Source organism: Flexivirga sp. B27, assembly GCF_052905685.1.
In genome coordinates this window covers 490429-512198 of record NZ_JBPYUM010000003.1, presented here as the reverse complement: position 1 = coordinate 512198, position 21770 = coordinate 490429, and the positions used below count along the sequence as shown (strand labels likewise).

Genomic DNA, 21770 nt, shown 5'->3' with positions numbered 1-21770 from the left:
ACCACATGAGCGAGAGGACCAGCAAATCAGCTGATTTGCTGGTCCTCTCGACGCGTCGGTGGTCCTTTCGGTCACCGGCGAACTGCGTGAGCCTCAGTCACGATGGGCCGCGTCATACTCGTGCTGCTTCTCGGCGGCCCGGAAGAACAACGCGCCGCCGCCGAAGCCGACGAAGAAGGCGGCCAGCGCCTGGCCGACCCACTGGGCGTCGCCACGGAACAGCTCACACAGTATGACGAGGACCAGGACGACACCCGGAACGATCCACGACTGCACCTGCCAGCTGCGCGGCTTGACCAGCAACGAGGCGATGATGCCGATGACGAAGCCGAGAACCGGGCCGGTCAGCCACGTGGGGCCCGGCAGCGACGAGGTGTCGGGCTGAAAGATGAAGTCCAGGAAGAGCAGCACGATGAACGCGCCCACCGTGACGACGGCCCAGAGCAAGCCCTCCTGTTTGGCGTTGAGGTCCGAGCCTGGGGCTGCTTTGACCGGTGAATCGAACTTTCCCATGGGTGTGCTCCTTGCGAAGGGGTCAACCGTACTGGCCAGTCACTTACCCGGAAGTTACCGCAGATCGTCGGCAGATGTGGGTTACGCTCCCGCCGTATGGGACAGGGGCGTCACAGAATCGCACTGATCGCGGGCGTCTCCGCGCTTCTCGTCGTCGCCGGTTGCTCGGGTGCGCCAAGCTCCGCCGACCGCCCGTCGGAGTCCACCAGTCCGTCGGCGACCGGCACGGTGGCCGGCAGCACGACCGGGTCACCGGGCACCGGGCGGCATACATCGACGGGACCGGGCACATCGTCGGCAGGTTCGGCAGCCGACTCATCAGCGGCCTCGTCGTCCGCCGCGAAGCCACCCGCGCCGCGCAAGAACAAGCCCGGATCGGTGACCGTCGCCGTCTCCGGTGACGAGATCCCGCACGCGGCCGTCCTGACCGCGGCGCACCACGGCTCGGGCTGGGACTTCGACCCGATCTTCGCTCAGGTCGCCCCCACACTGCGGTCGGCCGACGTGGCGATCTGTCAGCTCGAGACGCCGCTCGGTGCGACAGGTGGCAACCTCAGCCACGGCTTCATCATGGGCGCGCCCGCCGCGTTCGCGACCGGGTTGCGCCGCGCCGGCTTCGACGGGTGCAGCACGGCGAACAACCACACCTTCGACCAGGATCTCGCCGGTGTCGGCGACACCCGGCGCATCATGGCGGCAGCCGGGCTGCAGGCTGCCGGACCCGGCGCGGACGCGTCGCAGCCCGGCCAGCCGGCGATCTACCGCGCGAAGGGCTTCACGATCGCCCAGTTGTCCTACTCCTACACGCTGGACAACACGGTGGGGAACACCAAGCACGTGCCCGCGTCCGCGCCGTGGAGCAAGGCCAATCTGTATGACGTCGTTGGCGCCTCGGGGATCAAGGCCGACGCGAAAGCCGCACGTGCGAAGGGCGCCGACCTGGTGCTGGTGTCGATGCACTGGGGTGCTGAGCAGGACCAGCAGTCCACGGCCGAACAGCGCCGGTTGGCAAAGGAATTGCTCTCCTCGGGCACCGTCGACTACATCATCGGCAACCACCCGCACGTGGTGCAGAAGTGCCAGCGGATCGACGGTCGTCTGGTCAACTACAGCCTCGGCAACGCCCTGTCCGACCAGACCGCAGGCATCGTCGCGTATGGCGGCACCACATCCACCCAAGCCGCGCAGGACGGGATGATCGCACTGGTGACCTTCACGCGGGACTCCGCGGGCAAGGTGACCACGACCGAGAAGTTCCAGCCGACTCGGGTCGACCGGGGGGACGGCTACGTCATACGCCCGGTGAGCAAGACCTCCGACCCGGCGTCCTGGCGCCGCACGACGTCCGTCGTGATGTCCGACGGCAACAGCTGCCACGCGAAACCGATGGACTGACCGAGCGCACAGGGACCCCCGGCAGGCACGAAAACGCGTTGCCTCGGAACGGCATACGCGCCGAGGATCGGGTGCATGACGCAAACCTCCGAGGCCGACGCCCGCACGCGACTGGACGCCCTGCCGGGGATCCGGTGGCAACCGTTCGCCCGCGAGGATCTTCCGAACATCGCCGCGTTCTACACCGAGTGCGAGACGTATGACGAGAACCCCGAGCGCACCTCGCTCGCGGACCTCGAGGAGTTCTGGGACTCCACCCGATCCGTGCCTGAAGAGGACACGCTCGTCGGCCGTGACACGGGCGGACAGGTCGTGGCCACCGCGTGGGCCGGGTGCAACCGCGCGGTCACCGAACGTCGCACGGTGCGCCTCAACGGCGCGGTCCGCCCGGACCGCCGGGGTGAGGGCATCGGCGAGGCGATCCTGCAGTGGGAGCTGGCGCACGGCCGGGACTGGGACACAGCCAGTCGCCGGCCGGGCTTCGGGCCGCTGACGATGCGACTCTTCGCGCCGACCGAGCAGACCGATGTGCGCGACCTGGCGATGCGACACGAATTACCCACGGAACGCTACTTCTTCGAGATGTCCCGGGGCCTCGACGCACTCGTGGAGGTGCGGCCGCTCGACGGCATACGCCTCGTCGATTGGGACCCCGAGCGCAGTGCGGAGGTCCATCGGGTGATGGACGCGGCATTCAGGGACCACTGGGGCCACGTCGACCTGCCGCCACAGATGTGGCAGGAGAACATCACCTCGCACGCCTTCCGACCGCACTGGACCGTGCTCGCGATCGACGACACCACCGATCGGGTGATCGGTGCGGCGATGAACTACGCGTGGGAGCAGGACTGGGAGTCGCAGGGCTACACCGAGGGTTACACCGATGAGCTCGGCGTCCTGCGCAGCCACCGAGGTCGCGGTGTCGCGTCGGCGCTGCTGGCCGAATCCATGCGCCGATTCAGCAGATCCGGCATGGCAGCCGCCGGGTTGGGCGTCGACACGGCGAACCCGTCCGGGGCGCTCGGTCTCTACGAGAGCCTCGGCTACCGACGCACGGCCGGCACCTGCGTTCACCAGGTCACGCGAGTGCAGCCCGAATGACGTTGAGGCGGTTGAGCTTGTCGAAACCTCAAGGCGGTTGAGCCTGACACCAAGATGGTTGAGCCTGGCACCAAGGCGGTTGAGCTTGTCGAAACCTCGGACTCAGCCGGGTCGGGCGACATACTTCTCGCCCCAGCTGCCGAGTTGGTCCGCGATGTCCGCAAGCGCCATACCGGCCTCGGTGAGCTCGTAGGTGACGCGCGGCGGCACCTCGGCATACACAGTGCGTATGACGACCCCGTCCTCCTCGAGCGCCCGCAGCTGACGGGTGAGGGTCTTGGCCGAGACCGGGCCGATGGCGCGTTGTAGCTCCCCGAACCGCAGCGGACCGGGTGCGAGCTTCGAAACGGTGGTCAGCTTCCAGTCGCCGCCTGCCACCGCGACACCCACCTCGATCGGGCAGACCTCCAACGCCCGGCGCACCGCGTCGCGCATGCCACGCTCCGTTCCCTGAGTGTCCATTAGTGACATGAAAGACCGTACTACCCAATCACGCACTTTGTCCGTAGCGTCGTAGCCATGAAGGCGTTACTGATCTCCGCGCCCCCGTCCGCGCATTCCCTCACCGAGGACCTGACCCGCACCGCGAGCGACGAGCTGTGCCGCCAGGGGCACTCCACCGAGGTGCTGAATCTCAATGAGCTGCAATGGGATCCGGTGGTCCGGCCCACGGACTACGGCGTGTGCGAGTTCCGGCGGCCGGTGGGTGACCACGCGGCCGACGCGCACGCCGACGGCACCCTCGCCGAAGTTGTCCGGGAGCACCAGCAACTCCTCGAGGATGCCGACCTCCTCGTGTTGCTCTTCCCGTTGTGGTGGCACGGCATGCCGGCGATCATGAAGGGTTGGATCGACCGCATCTTCACCGAACGCTTCGCCTATGGGCTGCACGACGGCTCCGGCAACTCGCGCAAGTATGGCGACGGCGCATTCACCGGCAAGCGCGGACTGATTATCACCACGGCCGGCGATCGTGCGTCTGCGTTCGAGGAGCGAGGGCTCAACGGCAACATCCACGACCTGCTCTTCCCGATCACCCACGGCGTCCTCTGGTACACCGGCATCGCGCCGCTGGAGTCTCTGGCGATCCTCGGGGTCAACACGCCGGACTGGCCCGGCGTCGAGGACGCTCGGGACCGGGTGCGCAGGCGACTGGCATCACTGGACGCCGAGGAGCCGATCCCTTACCGGTGGATGCTGGAGGACTACGACTCCGAGCGACGGCTCGACCGGTCCCACGCGGCCGGGCGCACCGACCTGGCGATCCACGTGCGGTCCGAGCGGGCGTCGTAGCGGCGGGTCTCGATACACCTCCTCCGCTGCGCTCCCCCGGCACTCGACCAGCAGTTCAACTCCGCTCCGCCGGCGCTCGACCAGCAGTTCAGCTCCGCTCCCCTCGCACTGGACCGGCGTCCACCCAGGCATGATGGGGGCATGGCTCGCGACGTGACCAGCACCTATCGGCTGCAGCTGCACGCGGACTTCACCTTCGCCGATGCCGCGACGCAACTGGACTATCTCGGCGCACTCGGCGTCTCACACCTTTACCTCTCGCCGATCCTGCAGGCAGTGCCTGGATCGATGCACGGGTATGACGTCGTCGACCACTCTCGGATCAGCGAGGATCTGGGCGGCCGGGCGGCCTTCGAGCAACTGGTGACCGCCGCGCACAGTCGTGGTCTCGGCATCGTCGTCGACCTGGTGCCCAATCACATGGCCATCCCGGCACCGGCGTCGCTGAATCCGCAACTCTGGCAGCTGTTGCAGGATGGACGCGATGCTGCGACAGCACATTGGTTCGACGTCGACTGGAAGGCCGGCGGCGGTCGGATCGCCCTGCCGATGCTCGGCAAGCCGCTCGACGAGGTGCTTGCCGACGGCGACATCACCCTCGACCGGTCCGGCGACGAGCCGGTGCTGCGCTACTTCGACCACGCCTGGCCCCTGGCCCTCGGCACGGACACCACCGACGACGTCGCCGAACTCCTCCAGCGACAGCACTACCGCCTGGCCTACTGGCGGCAACGCAACGCCGTGCTCAACTATCGACGGTTCTTCGAGGTCGACACGCTCATCGCCATACGCGTAGAGGAGCCGGAGGTCTTCGACGCCACCCACGAGCTACTGCTCGAGCTCAACGACGACGGCATGATCGACGGGTTCCGCATCGACCACCCGGACGGCCTGGCCGACCCGATCGGTTACCTGGATCGGTTGCGCAGCAAGGCAACTCGTGGCACGCCGGTGTGGGTGGAGAAGATCCTCGAGCCGGGTGAGTCCCTGCCGCGTTCGTGGAAGTGCTCGGGCACCACGGGGTATGACGCGCTGCGCGTCATACAGTCCGCGCTGGCCGATGCCGAGACCACGCCAACACTCGAGTCGAGCTGGACCGCCACCGGCGGCGACCCGGACTACGCGCACACGGTCGAGGTCGCGAAGCGCCAGGTCATCGCCGAGTCGCTGGAGCCCGAGGTCGAGCGGCTCACTCGACGCGCCCGCGAGGCGCTGCCCCAGCACGACCCTGCGGATCTGCGTGCGGCAGTCGTCGAATTGCTTGTCGCGAGTGACGTTTACCGCGTTTACGTCCGGGCCGGCCGCAAGCCGACCGACCAGCAGAAGGAGCAGCTCACCGCTGCACACAACCGGGCCCTGGAGGCCCGACCGGACCTGAAGGACGAGTTGGCAGCGCTCCTCCCGCTGATGCTGATGGCTGACGATCGACCGGAGGCAGCCGACTTCGGCATCCGCCTGCAGCAGACGTGGGGGCCGGTCATGGCCAAGAGCATCGAGGACACCACGTTCTACCGCTGGGGCGAGTTCATCGCGATGAACGAAGTCGGCAGCGACCCGAGCCGGATCGGTCAGTCGTCCCCGGACGATCTGCACGAATGGGCCAAGGCACATCGTGGCGCCCGCTCGGCGATGACAACGCTGTCCACGCACGACACCAAACGCAGCGAGGACGTGCGTGCGCGACTGCTCGCAATCGGCGGCGATCCCGATGCGTGGCAGCAGATTTCGAAGGCCACTCGATCACTCGCACGACGCACGCGTGGTGTCGATCCACGGACCGCGCACTTCGTGTGGCAGACGCTGCTCGGCGCGGGTGACCTGTCCGAGGAGCGGCTGACGGCATACCTGCAGAAGGCTCTGCGGGAGGCATCGCTCACAACGAGCTGGTTGTCGGTCGACGAGGACTACGAGTCCCGGGTGATCGACTTCGCGATGGGCATTGCCTCCGGGGGCCCCGTCCGAGAGGCAATGGACGCGGCGATCTCCGCCAACGAGAAGGCGATTCGCGCAATCAGTCTCGGTGCAAAACTCGTGCAGCTGACGATGCCCGGCGTCCCGGACACCTATCAGGGCACCGAGTTCGTCGACCTGTCACTGGTCGACCCGGACAACCGGCGGCCGGTCGATTTCGAGCGACGTGCCGAGTCGCTGACCGATGACGACGCCACCGGCCCGGACGCGGACAAGCTGCACGTCGTCTCAGTCGCGCTGCACGCACGTCGGGAGCACCCACGCGTGTTCGGCACCGAATCGACATACCGTGCAACGACTTCCACGTCCGACCACCTTCTCGGGTTCATGCGTTCGGTCAACTCCAACCGCCTGTCCGGAGCGATCGGCCGCAACCACCCGGAGACGTTCATGACGCTCGCGACGCGTGCACCGAGCCGCCTCTATCGCTCCGGCGGATGGGGCGACACCACCGTCACCCTGCAGCCCGGTGAATGGCTGGAGCACATCTCCGGCGACACACTGACCAGTGACGGCCATGTGCCGCTCGCGGAGCTGCTCGACAGCTGGCCCGTCGCACTCCTGGAGAGGCAGCAATGAACCCGTTGCGCGTCTGGGCGCCCCACGCCGAGCGTTCCGTCGAGGTGGCCCTCGGTGACGACCGCCTGCCGATGACCCGCGACGGCGACTGGTGGTCCCTCGACCCTGCCGTGGCCGACCTGTCCCCCGGTGACCGCTACGCGTTCCGCCTCGACAAAGGGCCGGAGCGACCCGACCCGAGGTCGCTCGCCCAACCGGACGGACCGCACGGACGCTCGGCAATCGTCGATCCGGGCGCGCACACCTGGCACGACTCCGAGTGGACCGGGCGCTCGCTGCAGGGTGCAACGATCTACGAGTTGCACATCGGTAGCTTCACTCCAGAGGGCACGTTCGACGCTGCCACTGAGAAGCTGGATCACCTTGTCGCACTGGGTGTTTCATTCGTTGAGGTCATGCCGGTCGCAGCCTTCCCCGGCGAGCGCGGGTGGGGCTACGACGGGGTGGCGCCATACGCCGTGCACGAGGCGTATGGCGGAGCCGCGGCCTGTCAGCGCTTCGTCGACGCCTGCCACCAGCGCGGACTCGCGGTGCTGCTCGACGTCGTCTACAACCACCTCGGGCCGAGCGGCAACTACCTGGCGGAGTTCGGTCCGTATTTCACCGATCACTACCCGACGCCCTGGGGCAGTGCCGTCAACCTGGACGGCCCGGGCAGCGACGAGGTGCGCGACTACTTCATCGACAACGCGCTGATGTGGTTGCGGGACTTCCATTTCGACGGTTTGCGGCTGGACGCCGTGCACGAACTGCACGACGGTCGCGCCGAACACTTCCTGGAGGAGCTGGCCCGACGCGTCGACACCCTTGCCGCCGAGGTCGACCGCCCACTCAGCCTGATCGCCGAGTCCGATCGCAACGACCCCCGAACCGTCTCGCCGCGCGACGCCTCCGGCGCCGGTCTCGGGCTGGCCGGTCAGTGGGCGGACGACATACATCACGCCCTGCACGTTGCCTTGACCGGCGAAACACAAGGCTATTACTCGGATTTCGCCGATCCGGATGCTCTGCAGAAGGTGCTGCGCACGCCGTTCTTCCACGACGGCACCTGGTCCAGCTTCCGCGGCCGGCACCACGGGCGACCGGTCGACCTGCAGCGCACACCGGCCTGGCGGTTCGTCGCGTCCCTGCAGACCCACGATCAAGTCGGCAACCGCGCGACCGGCGACCGCCTCTCGCAACTGGTCAGCCCCGGACGGTGCGCCGCGGGTGCCGCAATCCTGCTGACCACGCCATACACACCGATGCTCTTCATGGGCGAGGAGTGGGGCGCCTCAACCCCGTGGCAATACTTCACCGACCACCAGGAGCCAGAGCTCGCGCACGCGGTCTCCGAGGGGCGTGCACGGGAGTTCGCAGAGCACGGCTGGTCGGCGGATGTGCCTGACCCGCAAGCGGTTTCGACTTTCACCGCATCGAAGCTGGACTGGTCCGAGCTCGCCGGGCCCGACCACGCCCGGCTGCTCGACTGGTATGCCGCTCTGCTGCGGCTGCGTCGCGATACGCCCGAGATCCTGACCGGCGACGCCGTGCTACGCCGCGACGGTGCGACGATCCGGGTGCAACGCGGTGACTACGTCGTGCTGGCGAACTTCGGGTCCTACGACGCTTCGATCACCGGTGAGGTCGTGCTCGGGTTCGGCTCCATCTCGGGCGGTTCCATCTCGCGCGGTTCCGTCTCGGGCGGCTCCGATGCACCCGTCACGGTCGGGCCTGACTCGGTGGTCATCGTCCGGCGGTCGTGAATTCAGCGCAATGAGAAGTCTTCTCGTCATACATCACTCGCCGACCCCGCGGCTGCGATCGCTGCTCGATGCAGTCCTCGCCGGCGCGCGCCACGAGGACCTCCCGCCGGTCGACGTCAAGGTGGTCGAAGCGCTGTCGGTGACGATCGACGATTTCCTGCACGCCGACGGTTATCTGCTCGGGACACCGGCCAACTTCGGCTACATGTCCGGCGCGATGAAGCACGCGTTCGACTCCACCTATGACGACACCCGCGGCAGGGTGTCCCGCCGGCCGTTCTCCTTCTGGATCCACGGCCGCTCCGACACGACCGGCGCGCGACGGTCGCTGGAGTCGATCACCACCGGTCTGGAATGGCGCCTCGCGGCCGAGCCCGTCGAGATCCTGCGCGTGGAGTCCGAGGATCAACGTGACGCACTCACCGATCTCGGCGGCACTCTCGCCGCACTCGTCGCCGACACCCCCTGACCGGCCCACCATTTTCCGCCAGTGACGGCTTCCTCGCCGAGTGACGGCGTCATACCGCCGTCACTCGGCGGACTCACCGTCATTCGGCAGCGAGGGGGACTGACCAAGGTGAAGGTCTCGATACACCTCCTCCGCTTCGCTCCCCCGGCACTCGACCAGCAGGGAGCGAAAAAACTCAGGTGACGGCCGCCGGCCTGCCGTGGTCGACTGAAGGACGTGCCGAAAACTGCTCTCGCCCGCGCCCGTTCCGGGCTCGGCCAGTTGATCCCGCCGACGCCGTTGTCTCGTCGACTGGCCTTGCAGTCGCTGCTGTTCGCGACCGGCGAGGGCACCTTCCTGACCGGCAGCGCGGTCTTCTTCACCCAGGTCGTCGGGCTCTCCGCGGCACAGGTCGGACTCGGCCTCACGGTGGCGGGCGTGGTGTCCTTCGTGGTCGCCTACCCGGCCGGACGCATCGTCGACCTGCTCGGCCCGAAGCGCATGTGGTCGGTCGCGGCGGCCATCGGCGCGCTGATGTTCGGGTTGTGGCCGTTCATGAGCGGTTTCGCGCCATACCTGCTGATGGTGGTGCTCTTCGAGATCGTCAACAATGCCGGCGGCGCGGGCCGCAACGCCTACGTGCTGGACGTGATGCCCGAGGCAGAGCGTGTCGAGACCCAGGCCTACATGTATTCCTCGCTCAACGTCGGCTTCACCCTCGGCGCGATCATCGGCGGCGTCGCGCTGGCGTTCGACAACCTGACAGTGATGCGCTGGCTGCCGATGCTCACGCTGGTCATCGGCGTGCTCAACGCCTACTGGATCGCGCGATTGCCGCGTGCGTCGCACGACCTGCGTGTCGCGAGCCGAGTCAAGCGCGCCGACCGTGACCCGGATGCCGTTCGCGAGCGCATCCCCGGAAAGGGTCCGCTGACGAACATCGGGTGGATGGTCCTGAGCCTGTTCACCGGGACGATGTTCACCAACCAGGTGCTGCTCAACGTCGTCATTCCGCTGTGGCTGGTCGAGGAGACCGACTCACCGCACTGGTTGCTGGCGTGGCTCTTCGGCACCAACACGGTGCTGTGCATCTTCCTGCCGGCATACTCCGCTCGCGGCGTCCGCACCGTCGATCACGCGATCCGCGCCGTGTGGATCTCCGCCGCGTTCTTCGTGCTTTCCTGCCTCATCACGATGGAGACGCACAGCACGACCGGACTGCTGACGATCTTCCTCGTCTGGCTCGGCCACGTAGCCGTCACCGGTGCCGAACTGGCAAACTCCGCAGGCGCTTTCGCGTTCGAGGCGTTGCTCATGGACCCGCGACGGCGAGGGGAGTACGGCGGAGTGTCCGAGGTCTTCGGCACGCTCGGCGGGCGCTGGGCTCCGGCGGCCTTCACCTTCCTCGCGCTGAGCTGGAGCGGCCCCGGCTGGCTGGTCATCGCGGCGGTCGTCGTGCTCGCGGCAGTGGGCACCGGACCCGCTGCGCACGCTGCGGAGCGCTTCGTCCAGCGGGAGATCGTCCCAACCGGGCCGCCCGCGACGCCACCCGTGGCGGCGGCGAGTGACGGTCCGTTGATCGACTGACGGCGAGATCGCGCCGTCACTCGCCGAGGAAGCCGTCACTGGCGGAGAAATCGGATGCGGGAGGATGGCAGATGTGAATCCTTCCGCTGCTATCGCGACCGTGCTGCTGGACGAGCTCATCCGTCAGGGTGTGCGCGAAATCGTGCTGGCCCCGGGGTCGCGGTCCGCTCCCCTGGCGTATGCCGCGGCTGCCGCCGAGCGCGCCGGACGCGTCCGCCTGCACGTGCGCGTCGACGAACGCTCCGCGGCATACCTCGCACTCGGGCTGGCCAAGACCACGCGCATGCCCGTCCCGGTGATCACAACAAGCGGCACCGCCGTCGCCAACCTCTATCCGGCGGTGCTCGAGTCCGCACACGGTTATGTGCCGATGATCCTGCTGACCGCGGACCGTCCGCAGGAGCTGCGCGGCACGGGCGCCAACCAGACCACCGACCAGGTGAAGATCTTCGCGGGGTCGACACGGTGGTTCCACGAGTTCGGCACGCCGGAGCGACGCGCCGGCCAGCAGGCGATCTGGCGCTCGGTGATCGGGCGCGCCGTCGCCGAATCGCGCGGCTACCCGTCCGGCGACCCCGGCCCCGTCCACCTCAACGTGCCGCTGCGCGAGCCCCTGGTCCCCGACTCCCTCGATGACTCCGCCGACACCGCCGCCGACTGGCCGGAGAGTCTCACCGGTCGCCCGCACGGCGAGGCGTGGCTCAGCCTGCGTCGCCCGGACTCGCACGGCCGCGGTGTCGTCACCGGTTTCGGCATCGCGCCGGTGCCGCGCACCCTCGTCCTGCTCGGCGACCTGCCGGCGCCCCACCACTCCTCCCAGCTGGCCGAGCTCGCCGACGCCGCAGGCTGGCCGATCATGGCCGAACCGTTCGGCGCCTACCGACGCGGCCGGGTCACCCCCAACGGTCCGCTGCTGCTGCGCGCCCACGAGTGGCTCGACGAGCACCTGCCCGAGCGGGTGCTCATCGGCGGGCGCGTCACGCTGGACCGCGAGATCGCCCGGCTGCTGCGCAACCCCGCGGTCACGGTCGAGGCGGTCACCCCGCTCACGTCCTGGGCCGACCCCGGCCATGTGGTCCGCCGGGTCCACGACTGGGACGACATCGAGCGCAGTCACCAGGCGGTCTCGTCCTGCGTCGATCGTGCCTGGGCGTCGCAGTGGCGTGCAGCCGGACAGGCAGTGGCCACCGCCGCTGTCCCGCTGATCGAGTCCAGCTGGCCGAGCGGTCCGGCGGTCGCCCGCGCGGTGGTGCACAACCTGCCGGCCGAGTCCGGGCTGTATGTCGGGTCGTCCAACACCGCCCGCGACGTCGACCTGGCCCGAGACCCCCGCGAGATCACCCACGGAGTCGTCGCGGTCGGCAACCGCGGCCTCGCCGGCATCGACGGTGTCGTGTCGTCCGCCATCGGATTCGCACTGTCGCGGTCGCCGCGCCCGTCATACGCGCTGATGGGTGACCTGACCTTCCTGCACGACAGCAATGCGTTGCTGATCGGTCCGGACGAGCCGCGCCCGGACCTGACGATCGTGGTCATCAACGACAACGGCGGCGGCATCTTCAGCACGCTCGAGCCGGGACGTGACGCGCTGTCCGGCCCCTACGAGCGGATCTTCGCCACGCCGACGGACACCACCATCAGCGAGTTGTGCGCCGCGCACGGCATCGAGCACGAGTATGTCGCCGAGGCCGACGTGCTCGCCGCGCGGATCGCCAAGCCGGGCAAGGGTATTCGTGTGTGCGAAGTGCGCATCCCACGCGAAGGGCAGCGCGAGTTCCGCGCCGAGCTGGCCGCCGTCGCAACCGCCGCCCTCGCTCCGAAGGCTGAGGCGTAGACGCCGGGGACGGGTCAGCCCTCGTGGCTGATGCCCCAATTGCCGCTCCAGGTGTCGCCTGGCTCGAGGACGACCAACGCGGTGCCTGTCGCGAACGCACCGGCCGGGCAGGACATCGGCTCCACCGCGACGCCGGTGCGCCGTGCACGCCCTGCGGGCAGCGAGTCGCCGGTGAAGACCTGCGCGTAGGGGAACGAATCCGCCTCTGCCCACAGCGTTGTCGACCGCTCACCGCTGCCGATGCTGACCCGCCAGCGACCGTCTCCGTCGGCCACCAACCCGGTGAACGCGGTGTCGATCTCGGCGTCCCCGATCTGCCGCGGGTCGCGGAAGTCGAAGTCGGAGCCGGCCACCGGGTGGGTCCGGGTCGGGAGGAGCTGCTCGTCGACGGCCAGGTATTCACTCGCCGGCAACGACAGCTCCAGCTCGTCGACCGTGTCCTCACCGATCGTGAGGTAGGGGTGCGCGCCGAACCCGAACGGTGCGCGCACCGTGCCGACGTTGGTCGCGCTCGGGGTCACAGTCAGCCCGTCGTCGGTCAGCTCGTAACGGACCTGCAGGTCGAGGATGGCGTCCCATCCCGGACCGGGCATCAGCCGAAACGAAGTGGTGACAACGGAATCCGAGAGGTCGACCAGCGACCACTGCTCCCATCGGACCAGTCCGTGCGACGCGTTGTGCCGAGCCGGCTCGGTCAGCGGCAGCTGCTGCTGCTTGCCGTCGAAGGTGTATCTGCCGTCGGCGATGCGGTTGGGCCAGGGCATCAGCAGCTGCCCACGTCCCGCGTCGGCCTTCGCATCCACCGGGTAGCCGTGCAGCACCGGTCGGCCGGCAGCGTCATACGACCGGATGCCGCCACCGACGCTCACCACCGTCAGCCGCTGGTCACCGCGGCTGATGCTCCACTGCTCGCCGGACGGCGAGATCGGTTGGGTGTCAGTCATTTCCGAGTAGTCCAACTGCTGCCTCACGCATCTCGACCTTGCGGATCTTGCCGGTCACGGTCATCGGGAACTCGTCGGTGACATGCACGTAGCGCGGAATCTTGTAGTGCGCGAGGCGCCCGTCACAGAACTCACGTATGGCGTTCGCGTCGACCGGGTCCTCACCCGACCGCATGATGATCCACGCCATCAACTCCTCGCCGTACTTCTCGTCCGGCACCCCGATGACCTGCACGTCGGCGATCTTCGGATGGGTGTAGAGGAACTCCTCGATCTCCCGCGGGTAGACGTTCTCGCCGCCACGGATCACCAGGTCCTTCATCCGGCCGACGACATTGAGGTAACCGTCCTCGTCCATCGTCGCCAGGTCACCGGTGTGCATCCACCGGGCGCTGTCGATGGCTGTGGCCGTCTTGTCCGGCTCCTCCCAGTAGCCCAACATCACGCTGTAACCCCGCGTGCACAACTCTCCCGTCGCACCGATCGGCGCGGTCAGCCCCGTTGCCGGATCGACGACCTTGACCTCCAGATGCGGCATCACCCGGCCGGTGGTCTCGGTCCGGCGCGCCAGGTCGTCGTCGCTGCGCGTCATCGTGGACACCGGGGACGTCTCGGTCATGCCGTAGCTGATGGCGACCTCGGACATGTTCATCTCGGCGATCACGCGCTTCATCTTCTCGACCGGGCACGGCGAGCCGGCCATAATGCCGGTCCGCAGACTGCTGAGGTCGAAGGACTGCTCGCCTGCGTCCATCAGCGCAAGCTCGGCGATGAACATCGTCGGCACGCCATACAGGGACGTGCAGTGTTCTGCCTCAACGGCTTTCAGCGTCGCCTCGGCGTCGAAGGACGGCGCCGGGATGACCGTGCACGCACCGTGCGAGGTCGCTGCGAGATTGCCCATCACCATGCCGAAACAGTGGTAGAAGGGCACCGGCAGGCAGATGCGGTCCTGCTCGGTGTAGTTGATCAGCTCGCCCACGAAATAGCCGTTGTTGAGAATGTTGTGGTGCGAGAGCGTCGCGCCCTTGGGGAATCCCGTTGTGCCCGAGGTGTATTGGATGTTGATGGGGTCGTCCGCGCTGAGGCCGTCCGAGCGCCGCGCGAGATCGTCGGACGTCACCTGCGTCGACCCGGCGACCAGCTCGTCCCAGGAGGGGTCACCGATGTAGACAACGTGTTTCAGGTCGCGGCACTCATCGCGCACCTGGTCGATCATCGAGCGGTAGTCGGAGCTCTTGTGTTGTGTCGCGCTGACGATCATCTTCATGCCCGAGTGCTTCAGCACGTAGGACAGCTCGTGGGAGCGGTATGCCGGGTTGACGCACACCATGATGGCGCCGACGCGTGCCGTGGCGTATTGCACGAGGGTCCACTCGGCACAGTTGGGTGACCAGATGCCGACCCGGTCGCCCTTCTCGACGCCCGCTGCCATCAGACCGCGCGCGACCTCGTCCACGGCATCGTCGAACTCGCGGTAGGTCCAGCGTCGTCCGCTGGGCATGTCGACCATGGCGTCACGCTCGGCGAACTGCTCGACCGTGCGGCGCAGGTTGTCACCGATGGTGTCGCCGAGCAGCGGAACCTGCGAGGTGCCACTGGCGTATGACGGGCGAGAGTTGGCGGGCATCAGGGGGACCTCCTGCATGGCGGCGTTGTGTCGCATTCACACTAAGTCAGCGAGCGCCTCGATGGCACCGCTTGTGCAGAGCCTGTGCCGACGGCCGACCGGATCCCCGCGGTGTCTCTGCATGAGCAGGGGCGTCGTGGGGCGACATGCACGACCTATCCTGGTGCGGTGCCACGATCCGCCCGCAGCTTCGCCGACGACGTGCGTGCACGCACGGATGCACAATTGGCCACGTTGCTGGCGGCCCGGCCGGACCTGACCAGGCCGGCCCCCGGTGACCTGACCTCGCTCGCCGCGCGTGCCGCGACCAGGGGCAGTGTGCAGCGCAGCCTCGACCTGTTGCCGGCCGATCGCCTGCGGGTCCTGGAGGCCGTGATCGTCGCAGACGCGGACACCGCGCCGACCCTGCTGGGCGCCACGAAGCGAGCGGTCCAGGACGCGTGTCGGGCGCTGTGGGACCAGGCACTGCTGTGGCGCAGCCCCGAGGGCTATCGGCCGGTGCGCGCAGTCTCGGAGATCCTGAGCAGTCCCGCCCGGCTGGGTCCGCCGACCCGGGAGCTGGGCGTGCCGGATCGCAGCGAAGAGGCCCCGGCGACATACGAAACGCTCAGCGCCGCAGGCAAAGCCGCGATCGATCGGATGCTCTGGCGGCACCCGCGAGCGAGCTTCGACGGGACGTCGGCCGCCGACGTCCTGGAGGAGTTGGTGACCGCGGATCTGCTGGTCCGCACCGATGACGGCGCGATCATGACCCGCGAGACCGGCCTCGCACTGCGCGGCGGACGCCTCTATCGCGACGGCATCACACCGCCGACCCCGCCGACCGGGTCCCTGCCCGCGCACGATGCCGATGCTGACGCCGCGACGGCGGCGATCGATCTGCTGTGGCGCGTCGACTCCTTGCTGCGCCAGTGGGAGCAGGCTCCACCGCGAGTGCTGCGCTCCGGCGGGCTGAGCGTCCGCGACCATCGCGCTGCGGCCACTGCACTGGAGGCCGACCTGCCCCTGGCAGCGTTCGTGATCGAGGTCGCGTATGCCGCGCGGCTGCTCGACAGCGATGGTGACTTCGAGCCGCGGTGGCTCCCGACCCATGCGTATGACGACTGGGTCGACATCAGCCCGGCGGAACGCTGGGCTGTGCTTGCAGCGGCCTGGTTGGACAGCACCCGGGCGGCGTCTCTCGCCGGCTCCTCGAACACCCAGGGCACCGTCAACGTCCTGAGCGCCGAGGTCGGCTGGCCGATGATGCGCAGACGCCGCCACGACGTGCTGTCGATCCTCGCCGCGACCGACGGATCATCAGCTGTGCCAACCGAATACGTCGATGCGATGTTGCACTGGCAGCGCCCGTTGCGGCTTCCGGACGGCGCACCCACACACGCGGACGACGTGCTGCGTGAGGCCGCCTGGCTCGGCGTGACCGGTCGCGGTGTGTTGTCCACACCCGGTCGCGCACTGTTGTCCGGAGGCGAAGCCGCCGCAGCGATGCGTGACGCGATGCCGGCGCCCGTCGACCACCTGCTGTTGCAGGCCGATCTGACCGCTGTCGCGCCGGGCCCGTTGACCGACGAGTTGCAGAGCTTGATGCAGGTGGCGGCGGACGTGGAGTCGCGAGGTGGTGCGACCGTCTTCCGCTTCACCGACAAGAGCATTCGTCGCGCACTGGACGCCGGACGATCGGCCGGCGAGCTGATCGAGCAGCTGACGACGGCGAGTCCGACACCGGTGCCGCAGCCGCTCGAATATCTCATCTACGACGTCGCGCGGCGTCACGGGCAGACCAGGGTCGGCACGGCCGCCTGCTATCTGCGCAACGACGACACGGCCACGCTCGACGCGATGACCAGCGACCGGAACCTGTCCGCGCTCCAGCTACGCTGGATCGCACCCACCGTCGTGGTGTCGCCGGCACATCCCACGACAGTGCTGGAAATGCTGCGGCAGCACGGCTATTCACCGGTCGCGGAAGGCCAGGACGGTCACGTTGTCCACGTCGGCAGCGACCGGCCACGAGCAGCTACCCCGCGGGTGAGCGCACCGCCCCGGCTGGAGTCCGTCACCGACGAGGTGATCCAGCAGGTCATCGCGCACGCCCGCCGCGGGGAGTCGGCTGCCGCGGACCGGTCGTCGAACGGCTCGGGCCCGCGCATCCCGTCGACAGACCCGACCGTCACCCTCGCGATGCTCCAGGACGCCGCCGCGGACCAGGCTGCGGTGTGGATCGGCTACACCGATCCGGGCGGGATCCTGCACCGCACGCAGTTCCGGCCGCAGTATGCCGACGGCGGCCGGGTCACCGGCCTCGTAGGCAACGGCTCCCAGACCCGGACGTTCTCCATCCACCGCATCACCGGCGTCGCCCCGGCGTAACCCACCGCGTCGGTCAAGTGGGCAAGCACCCGGCGAGCCGTATCGGGACCTCGAGACGGGCTCCCCCGCTTCGCTCCTCCGCCCTCCTCGGCCATCTCAAACAGAGCCCCTTGAGGAGCGGGTGAGGCACGAGCACGCATCTCGAAAGGCAGCGACCGGCCGCCTCCTCAGACGTCGTAGCCGGCTTCGCGGGCAACCTCGAGGACCGGGCGCCCGGTGCTCCACAAGGTCTCGAAGGCGTAGCCCAGCGACGTTGCCAGAGCGGGGTGTTCGACGAGCACATCGGTGGCGGTCAGACCGCCGCCAACCGGATCGGTCAGTGAGAAGAGCGCATGGGTGCCGTCGATGAGGCACAGCTTCATCGGGACGGAGTCCACCACCCGTCCTTCCTCGCCCGCCTCGGCGAATCTCTTGAGTTCTTCGACGGATTCGGCGGTGTCGAGGACTTCGCGCTCGTAGCAGCACCGGACGTCACCACCGGCTTCGGCAATCCGACGGGTCGCTTCGAGCCCAAGCACACCGTCGACCTGTCGGCATACGCCGGACAGACGGTAAAGCTGACCTTCACCGGCACCGAGGACGTCTACTAGACGTCGTTCGTCCTGGACGACGTGACGACCAGCCTGTCGTGACAATCACCGCAACCATCTGATTGACCGGCATGCCGTTCCATTGAGCGGCATACGGATCAGGCTTGAATCCGTATGCCGCTCAATGCGTGCGTATGCCGGTCAATGGCGAGAACGCCACTCCGACCTCCGGATCTCGTAGAGCACCTCGCCCTGGTCGGTGCCGGGCAGCGGGTCCTCGAAATGCGGGAAATAGGTTCCTACGTAACGCATGCCGACCTTCGCCATGACAGCGCGCGAACCGGCGTTCACCGCCATGGTGTCGGCAACGACTCTCGCGACACCGACGGTTTCGAAGGCATGCCGCAGCAGCTCGGCCGACGCCTCGCTCGCGTAACCACGGCGCCAGTGCTTGCGCATGATCCGATAACCCAGCGCTGCGTCGCGCGGATCGCACTCGCGCCCCTCAGCATGATCCGGCGGGAGCATCATCAGTCCGACGAATTCCCCTGGCAGCTGGGCGTTCTCGCCGTGCAGAAACGCCATCCAGTAGCCGAGTCCGTCGACCTGGCGGCCGCGCTCCAAACGCTCCGCGTGCGATGCGATGACCTCATCGCGTGCTCGGGCTCGGCCCCAGAGGTATCGCAATACCTCCGCGTCCGAGTCGAGTTCGACCTCGAGGTCCAGGTGCTCGTCGGCAAGAGGAAGCATCACCAGTCGCTCGGTCCGCAGGATGGGTTGGCTCATCACGTCACCGTCCGTCGAGTATGGCAAGCACCTTTCGAGACGCTCGTTCCTCGCTCCTCAAGGAGCTTGATCAGAAGATGCGGACCTGGTCCTCCTCGGGCAGGTGCATCCCGTCGGACTCGGAAACGTCGAAGGCAGCGGCAAATTCGCGCAGGTTGCGCGCGACGTTGGCGCGGGCGTCGGCCGGGGAGTGCGGGTCGATGGTGAGCAGCCGCTTGGCCTCGGCCTCGCGGGCCTTCCCGCACCAGACCTGCGCCCAACCGATGAAGAACCGCTGCTCGGGGGTGAACCCGTCCAGCTCCGGAGCCGCCTGCTGCTCCTGCGAGATCTGGTGCGCCTTGTAGCCGATCGTCAGGCCGCCGAGGTCGCCGATGTTCTCGCCGATGGTCAGCGCGCCGTTGACCTTGTTGCCCGGCGCATCTCGCGGCTCGAGCTCGTTGAACTGCTCGATCAGCTTCTGCGCCAACGCATCGAAGCGCTTGCGGTCGTCGTCGGTCCACCAGTCCACGAGGTTGCCGTCGCCGTCATACCGCGAGCCCTGGTCGTCGAAGCCGTGGCCGATCTCGTGGCCGATGACACCGCCGATGCCGCCGTAATTGACGGCGTCCTCGGCGTCGACGTCGAAGAACGGCGGCTGCAGGATGGCGGCCGGGAAGACGATCTCGTTCATCACCGGCATGTAGTAGGCGTTGACCGTCTGCGGGGTCATGAACCACTCGCCGGAGTCGACCTCCTCACCGACGCGTCGCAGCATGCGGTCGACCTCCCACGCGGTGCCCGCGGCGATGTTGCCGATCAGGTCGTCCGCGCGGATCTCGATGTCGGAGTAGTCCTTCCACTCCTCCGGGTAGCCGATCTTGGGAGTGAACTTCGCCAGCTTCTCCAGCGCCTTGGCGCGAGTGGCCTCACCCATCCACTCCAACGTCTCGAAGTCACGCCGGTAGGCCTCGACCAGGTTGGCGACCAGCTTCTCCATGCGTGCCTTGGCGTGCGGTGGGAAGTGCCGCTCGACATACAGCTGGCCGGCCGCCTCACCGATGAGCGACTCGACGAGGGCAACGCCGCGCTTCCAGCGCTCACGGTTCTCCGGGATGCCGGACAGCGTGCGGCCCGCGAAGTCGAAGCGCTCGTCGACCATCGCCTCGTGCAGGTATGGCGCCCGGTCCGACACCAGTCGCCAGGTGAGCCAGGACTTCCAGGTGTCCAGCGACTCCTCAGACAGCGCCTCGGCGAAACCGCTGAGGAATGAAGGCTGTTCGACGTTCACCGGGTCGAGGATCCGGGCGTCGCCACCGACGCCGTCGAGCCAGGCGTCCCAGTCGATGCCGGGGGCGAGCTCGTCGAGCTCGGCGCGGGACAGCTTGTTGTAGGTCTTCACCGCATCACGCGCGGCGACGCGGTCCCAGTGCGCCTTCGCCAGTCGGGTCTCCAGCGCCATGATCGCGTCGGCCTGGCCGGCGTCCAGCCCGGCGAGACCGAGCAGGCGGCCGATGTGGGCGACATACTGCTCGCGAACCTCCGCGTGTGCGTCCTCGCGGTAGTAGGACTCGTCCGGCAGGCCGATGCCCGCCTGCATGACGTAGAGGATGTTGTGGGCCGAATCCTTCGCATCCGCAATGGAATAGAAGCCGATGAAGGTGTCGACACCGCGACGGCTCAGCTGCCCGCACGCGCGCAGGAGATCCGAGGTCGAGGAGACCGCGTCGATGATCGCGAGGTCGTCGGCCAGCGCGTCGACGCCGGCCCGCTCGATGCGCTCGGTGTCCATGAACGACGCGAAGAGGTCACCCACCTGTCGCCGCGGCGTGCCCGGCTCGGAGGCGGACTCGGCGGCTTCCTCGATCAGCGCGTGGACCGCCTCCTCAGCGCTCTCCCGCAGCCGGTCGAACGTGCCGTAACGTCCACGGTCAGAAGGGATCTCGGTCTTCGCGACCCAGCTGCCGTTGACGTGCCCGAACAGGTCGTCCTGCGGTCGCACCGAGTGGTCGAAGTTGTCGGTGATGAGACCAGACTTCATGGATGAACTCCTCCTAGGTTTGCCGCCCCCACGGGCCAAGGCCTGCCTGCCAACCTACGCGGCGTCGCAGTGCCTGTCGCAGGGTCGGGTCAATCTGCCAGCGCCTTGACCACACGGGACGGCGACGGCCGACCCAGCTTGCCGGCCATCCAGACCGACGTCTCGACCAGCTTGTCCAGGTCGACCCCGGTCTCGATCCCGAGGCCACGGCACGTCCACACCAGGTCCTCGGTCGCCAGGTTGCCCGTGGCGGACTTGGCGTAGGGGCAGCCGCCGAGTCCCCCGGTGGACGCGTCCACGACCCGCACACCGTGGCCGAGCGCGGTGACCGTGTTGGACAGCGCCTGCCCGTAGGTGTCGTGGAAGTGCACGCCGATCCGGTCGGTGCCGACTCCCTTGTCGTTCAACGCTTTCAGCAGTGCGGTGACGTGTCCCGGGGTACCAACCCCGATGGTGTCGCCCAAGCTCAGCTGGTCGCACCCGAGGTCCATCAGCCTGCGGCATACGTCGACGACCTGCTCGATCGGCACCGGACCCTCCCACGGGTCGCCGAAGCACATCGAGACGTAGCCGCGGACCCACAGACCGGCCTCCTTCGCGCGCGAGACGACCGGCGCGAACATCTGCAACGACTCGTCCACCGACCGGTTGAGGTTCTTGCGGGCGAAGGTCTCGGTCGCGGAGCCGAAGACGGCCACTGCTCCCACCCCGGCCGCGAGCGCGTTGTCCAAGCCACGCTCGTTGGGCACCAGCACCGGCCGAGTCGCACCCTTGCCGATGTCGCCGAGCGAGCTCATCAGGTCGGTCGCGTCGGCGAGCTGCGGGATCCACGACGGCGGCACGAACGACGTCAGCTCGACGGTCTGCAGGCCCGCATCGATCAGCCGACGGATGAACTCCGCCTTCACGTCGGTCGGCACGACCGCCTTTTCGTTCTGCAGGCCATCGCGCGCGCCGACCTCGTAGATGGTGATCGACTCCGGCATCCCCGGCAACGACTCGACCTGTGGCAGCTCCATGTGCCCAT

At 68.0% G+C, this 21770-nt stretch carries 19 protein-coding genes; 10 read left to right on the top strand and 9 right to left on the bottom strand.

What is annotated here, in order from left to right; genetic code table 11:
• Window positions 1-93: 93 nt before the first annotated feature.
• Both ACSZL9_RS14785 and ACSZL9_RS14780 read right to left on the bottom strand, forming a co-directional pair.
• A complete protein-coding gene (locus ACSZL9_RS14785; protein ID WP_446666269.1) occupies window positions 94-513 on the bottom strand; it encodes a hypothetical protein in 420 nt (139 codons plus the stop codon).
• A gap of 110 nt (window positions 514-623) precedes the next feature.
• Complete coding sequence (locus ACSZL9_RS14780; protein ID WP_446666268.1) at window positions 624-881, bottom strand: hypothetical protein; 258 nt, start codon at window positions 879-881, stop codon at window positions 624-626.
• A 10-nt stretch (window positions 882-891) separates the two neighbouring features.
• On the opposite strand from ACSZL9_RS14780, the gene ACSZL9_RS14775 reads away from it, so the two are divergent.
• Entirely contained in the window at window positions 892-1908 is a 1017-nt protein-coding gene (locus ACSZL9_RS14775; RefSeq protein WP_446666267.1) for a CapA family protein, read from the top strand.
• A gap of 75 nt (window positions 1909-1983) precedes the next feature.
• The gene (locus ACSZL9_RS14770) at window positions 1984-3009 is read left to right on the top strand and encodes a GNAT family N-acetyltransferase (protein ID WP_446666266.1); all 1026 of its coding nucleotides are present in this window, start codon (window positions 1984-1986) and stop codon (window positions 3007-3009) included.
• A gap of 102 nt (window positions 3010-3111) precedes the next feature.
• Here ACSZL9_RS14770 and ACSZL9_RS14765 read toward each other — a convergent pair whose 3' ends face one another.
• Window positions 3112-3444 (bottom strand): winged helix-turn-helix transcriptional regulator, encoded by a 333-nt coding sequence (locus tag ACSZL9_RS14765; protein WP_446666265.1) that lies wholly within the window; start codon window positions 3442-3444, stop codon window positions 3112-3114.
• Between the two features lie 84 nt (window positions 3445-3528).
• Between ACSZL9_RS14765 and ACSZL9_RS14760 the strand changes: the two genes are divergently transcribed.
• The 6 genes from ACSZL9_RS14760 to menD all read left to right on the top strand — a co-directional run bounded on the left by ACSZL9_RS14760 (window position 3529) and on the right by menD (window position 12466).
• Window positions 3529-4302: an NAD(P)H-dependent oxidoreductase gene (locus ACSZL9_RS14760; RefSeq protein WP_446666264.1), complete on the top strand. Its 774-nt coding sequence runs from the start codon at window positions 3529-3531 to the stop codon at window positions 4300-4302.
• A 141-nt stretch (window positions 4303-4443) separates the two neighbouring features.
• On the top strand, window positions 4444-6852 hold the full coding sequence (gene treY, locus ACSZL9_RS14755) for a malto-oligosyltrehalose synthase (protein WP_446666263.1): 2409 nt from the start codon (window positions 4444-4446) through the stop codon (window positions 6850-6852).
• Entirely contained in the window at window positions 6849-8597 is a 1749-nt protein-coding gene (gene treZ, locus ACSZL9_RS14750) for a malto-oligosyltrehalose trehalohydrolase (RefSeq protein ID WP_446666262.1), read from the top strand. Before treY ends, treZ begins: the two co-directional genes overlap by 4 nt.
• A gap of 10 nt (window positions 8598-8607) precedes the next feature.
• On the top strand, window positions 8608-9066 hold the full coding sequence (locus ACSZL9_RS14745; RefSeq protein WP_446666261.1) for a flavodoxin family protein: 459 nt from the start codon (window positions 8608-8610) through the stop codon (window positions 9064-9066).
• Window positions 9067-9282: 216 nt separating this feature from the next.
• Window positions 9283-10632 (top strand): MFS transporter, encoded by a 1350-nt coding sequence (locus ACSZL9_RS14740; protein ID WP_446666260.1) that lies wholly within the window; start codon window positions 9283-9285, stop codon window positions 10630-10632.
• A gap of 64 nt (window positions 10633-10696) precedes the next feature.
• Complete coding sequence (gene menD / locus ACSZL9_RS14735; protein WP_446666259.1) at window positions 10697-12466, top strand: 2-succinyl-5-enolpyruvyl-6-hydroxy-3-cyclohexene-1-carboxylic-acid synthase; 1770 nt, start codon at window positions 10697-10699, stop codon at window positions 12464-12466.
• A gap of 14 nt (window positions 12467-12480) precedes the next feature.
• Here the strand turns inward: menD and ACSZL9_RS14730 are convergent, their stop codons facing one another.
• The gene (locus tag ACSZL9_RS14730) at window positions 12481-13410 is read right to left on the bottom strand and encodes an aldose 1-epimerase family protein (protein WP_446666258.1); all 930 of its coding nucleotides are present in this window, start codon (window positions 13408-13410) and stop codon (window positions 12481-12483) included.
• Window positions 13403-15040, bottom strand: a complete 1638-nt coding sequence (locus ACSZL9_RS14725; RefSeq protein ID WP_446666257.1) for an AMP-binding protein — start codon at window positions 15038-15040, stop codon at window positions 13403-13405. The genes ACSZL9_RS14730 and ACSZL9_RS14725 overlap by 8 nt, the downstream gene beginning before the upstream one ends.
• Before the next feature lie 168 nt (window positions 15041-15208).
• Here ACSZL9_RS14725 and ACSZL9_RS14720 point away from each other — a divergent pair, with 168 nt between their 5' ends.
• On the top strand, window positions 15209-17410 hold the full coding sequence (locus ACSZL9_RS14720) for a helicase-associated domain-containing protein (RefSeq protein WP_446666256.1): 2202 nt from the start codon (window positions 15209-15211) through the stop codon (window positions 17408-17410).
• Between the two features lie 167 nt (window positions 17411-17577).
• Here ACSZL9_RS14720 and ACSZL9_RS14715 read toward each other — a convergent pair whose 3' ends face one another.
• Window positions 17578-17772, bottom strand: a complete 195-nt coding sequence (locus tag ACSZL9_RS14715) for a hypothetical protein (RefSeq protein ID WP_446666255.1) — start codon at window positions 17770-17772, stop codon at window positions 17578-17580.
• On the opposite strand from ACSZL9_RS14715, the gene ACSZL9_RS14710 reads away from it, so the two are divergent.
• Window positions 17743-18000 (top strand): hypothetical protein, encoded by a 258-nt coding sequence (locus ACSZL9_RS14710; protein WP_446666254.1) that lies wholly within the window; start codon window positions 17743-17745, stop codon window positions 17998-18000. The genes ACSZL9_RS14715 and ACSZL9_RS14710 overlap by 30 nt on opposite strands.
• A gap of 141 nt (window positions 18001-18141) precedes the next feature.
• Here the strand turns inward: ACSZL9_RS14710 and ACSZL9_RS14705 are convergent, their stop codons facing one another.
• The 3 genes from ACSZL9_RS14705 to ACSZL9_RS14695 form a co-directional block, all read right to left on the bottom strand.
• The gene (locus ACSZL9_RS14705) at window positions 18142-18726 is read right to left on the bottom strand and encodes a GNAT family N-acetyltransferase (protein ID WP_446666253.1); all 585 of its coding nucleotides are present in this window, start codon (window positions 18724-18726) and stop codon (window positions 18142-18144) included.
• Between the two features lie 70 nt (window positions 18727-18796).
• Window positions 18797-20743: a M13 family metallopeptidase gene (locus ACSZL9_RS14700; protein WP_446666252.1), complete on the bottom strand. Its 1947-nt coding sequence runs from the start codon at window positions 20741-20743 to the stop codon at window positions 18797-18799.
• An 89-nt stretch (window positions 20744-20832) separates the two neighbouring features.
• Complete coding sequence (locus tag ACSZL9_RS14695) at window positions 20833-21762, bottom strand: hydroxymethylglutaryl-CoA lyase (protein WP_446666251.1); 930 nt, start codon at window positions 21760-21762, stop codon at window positions 20833-20835.
• Window positions 21763-21770: the final 8 nt, after the last annotated feature.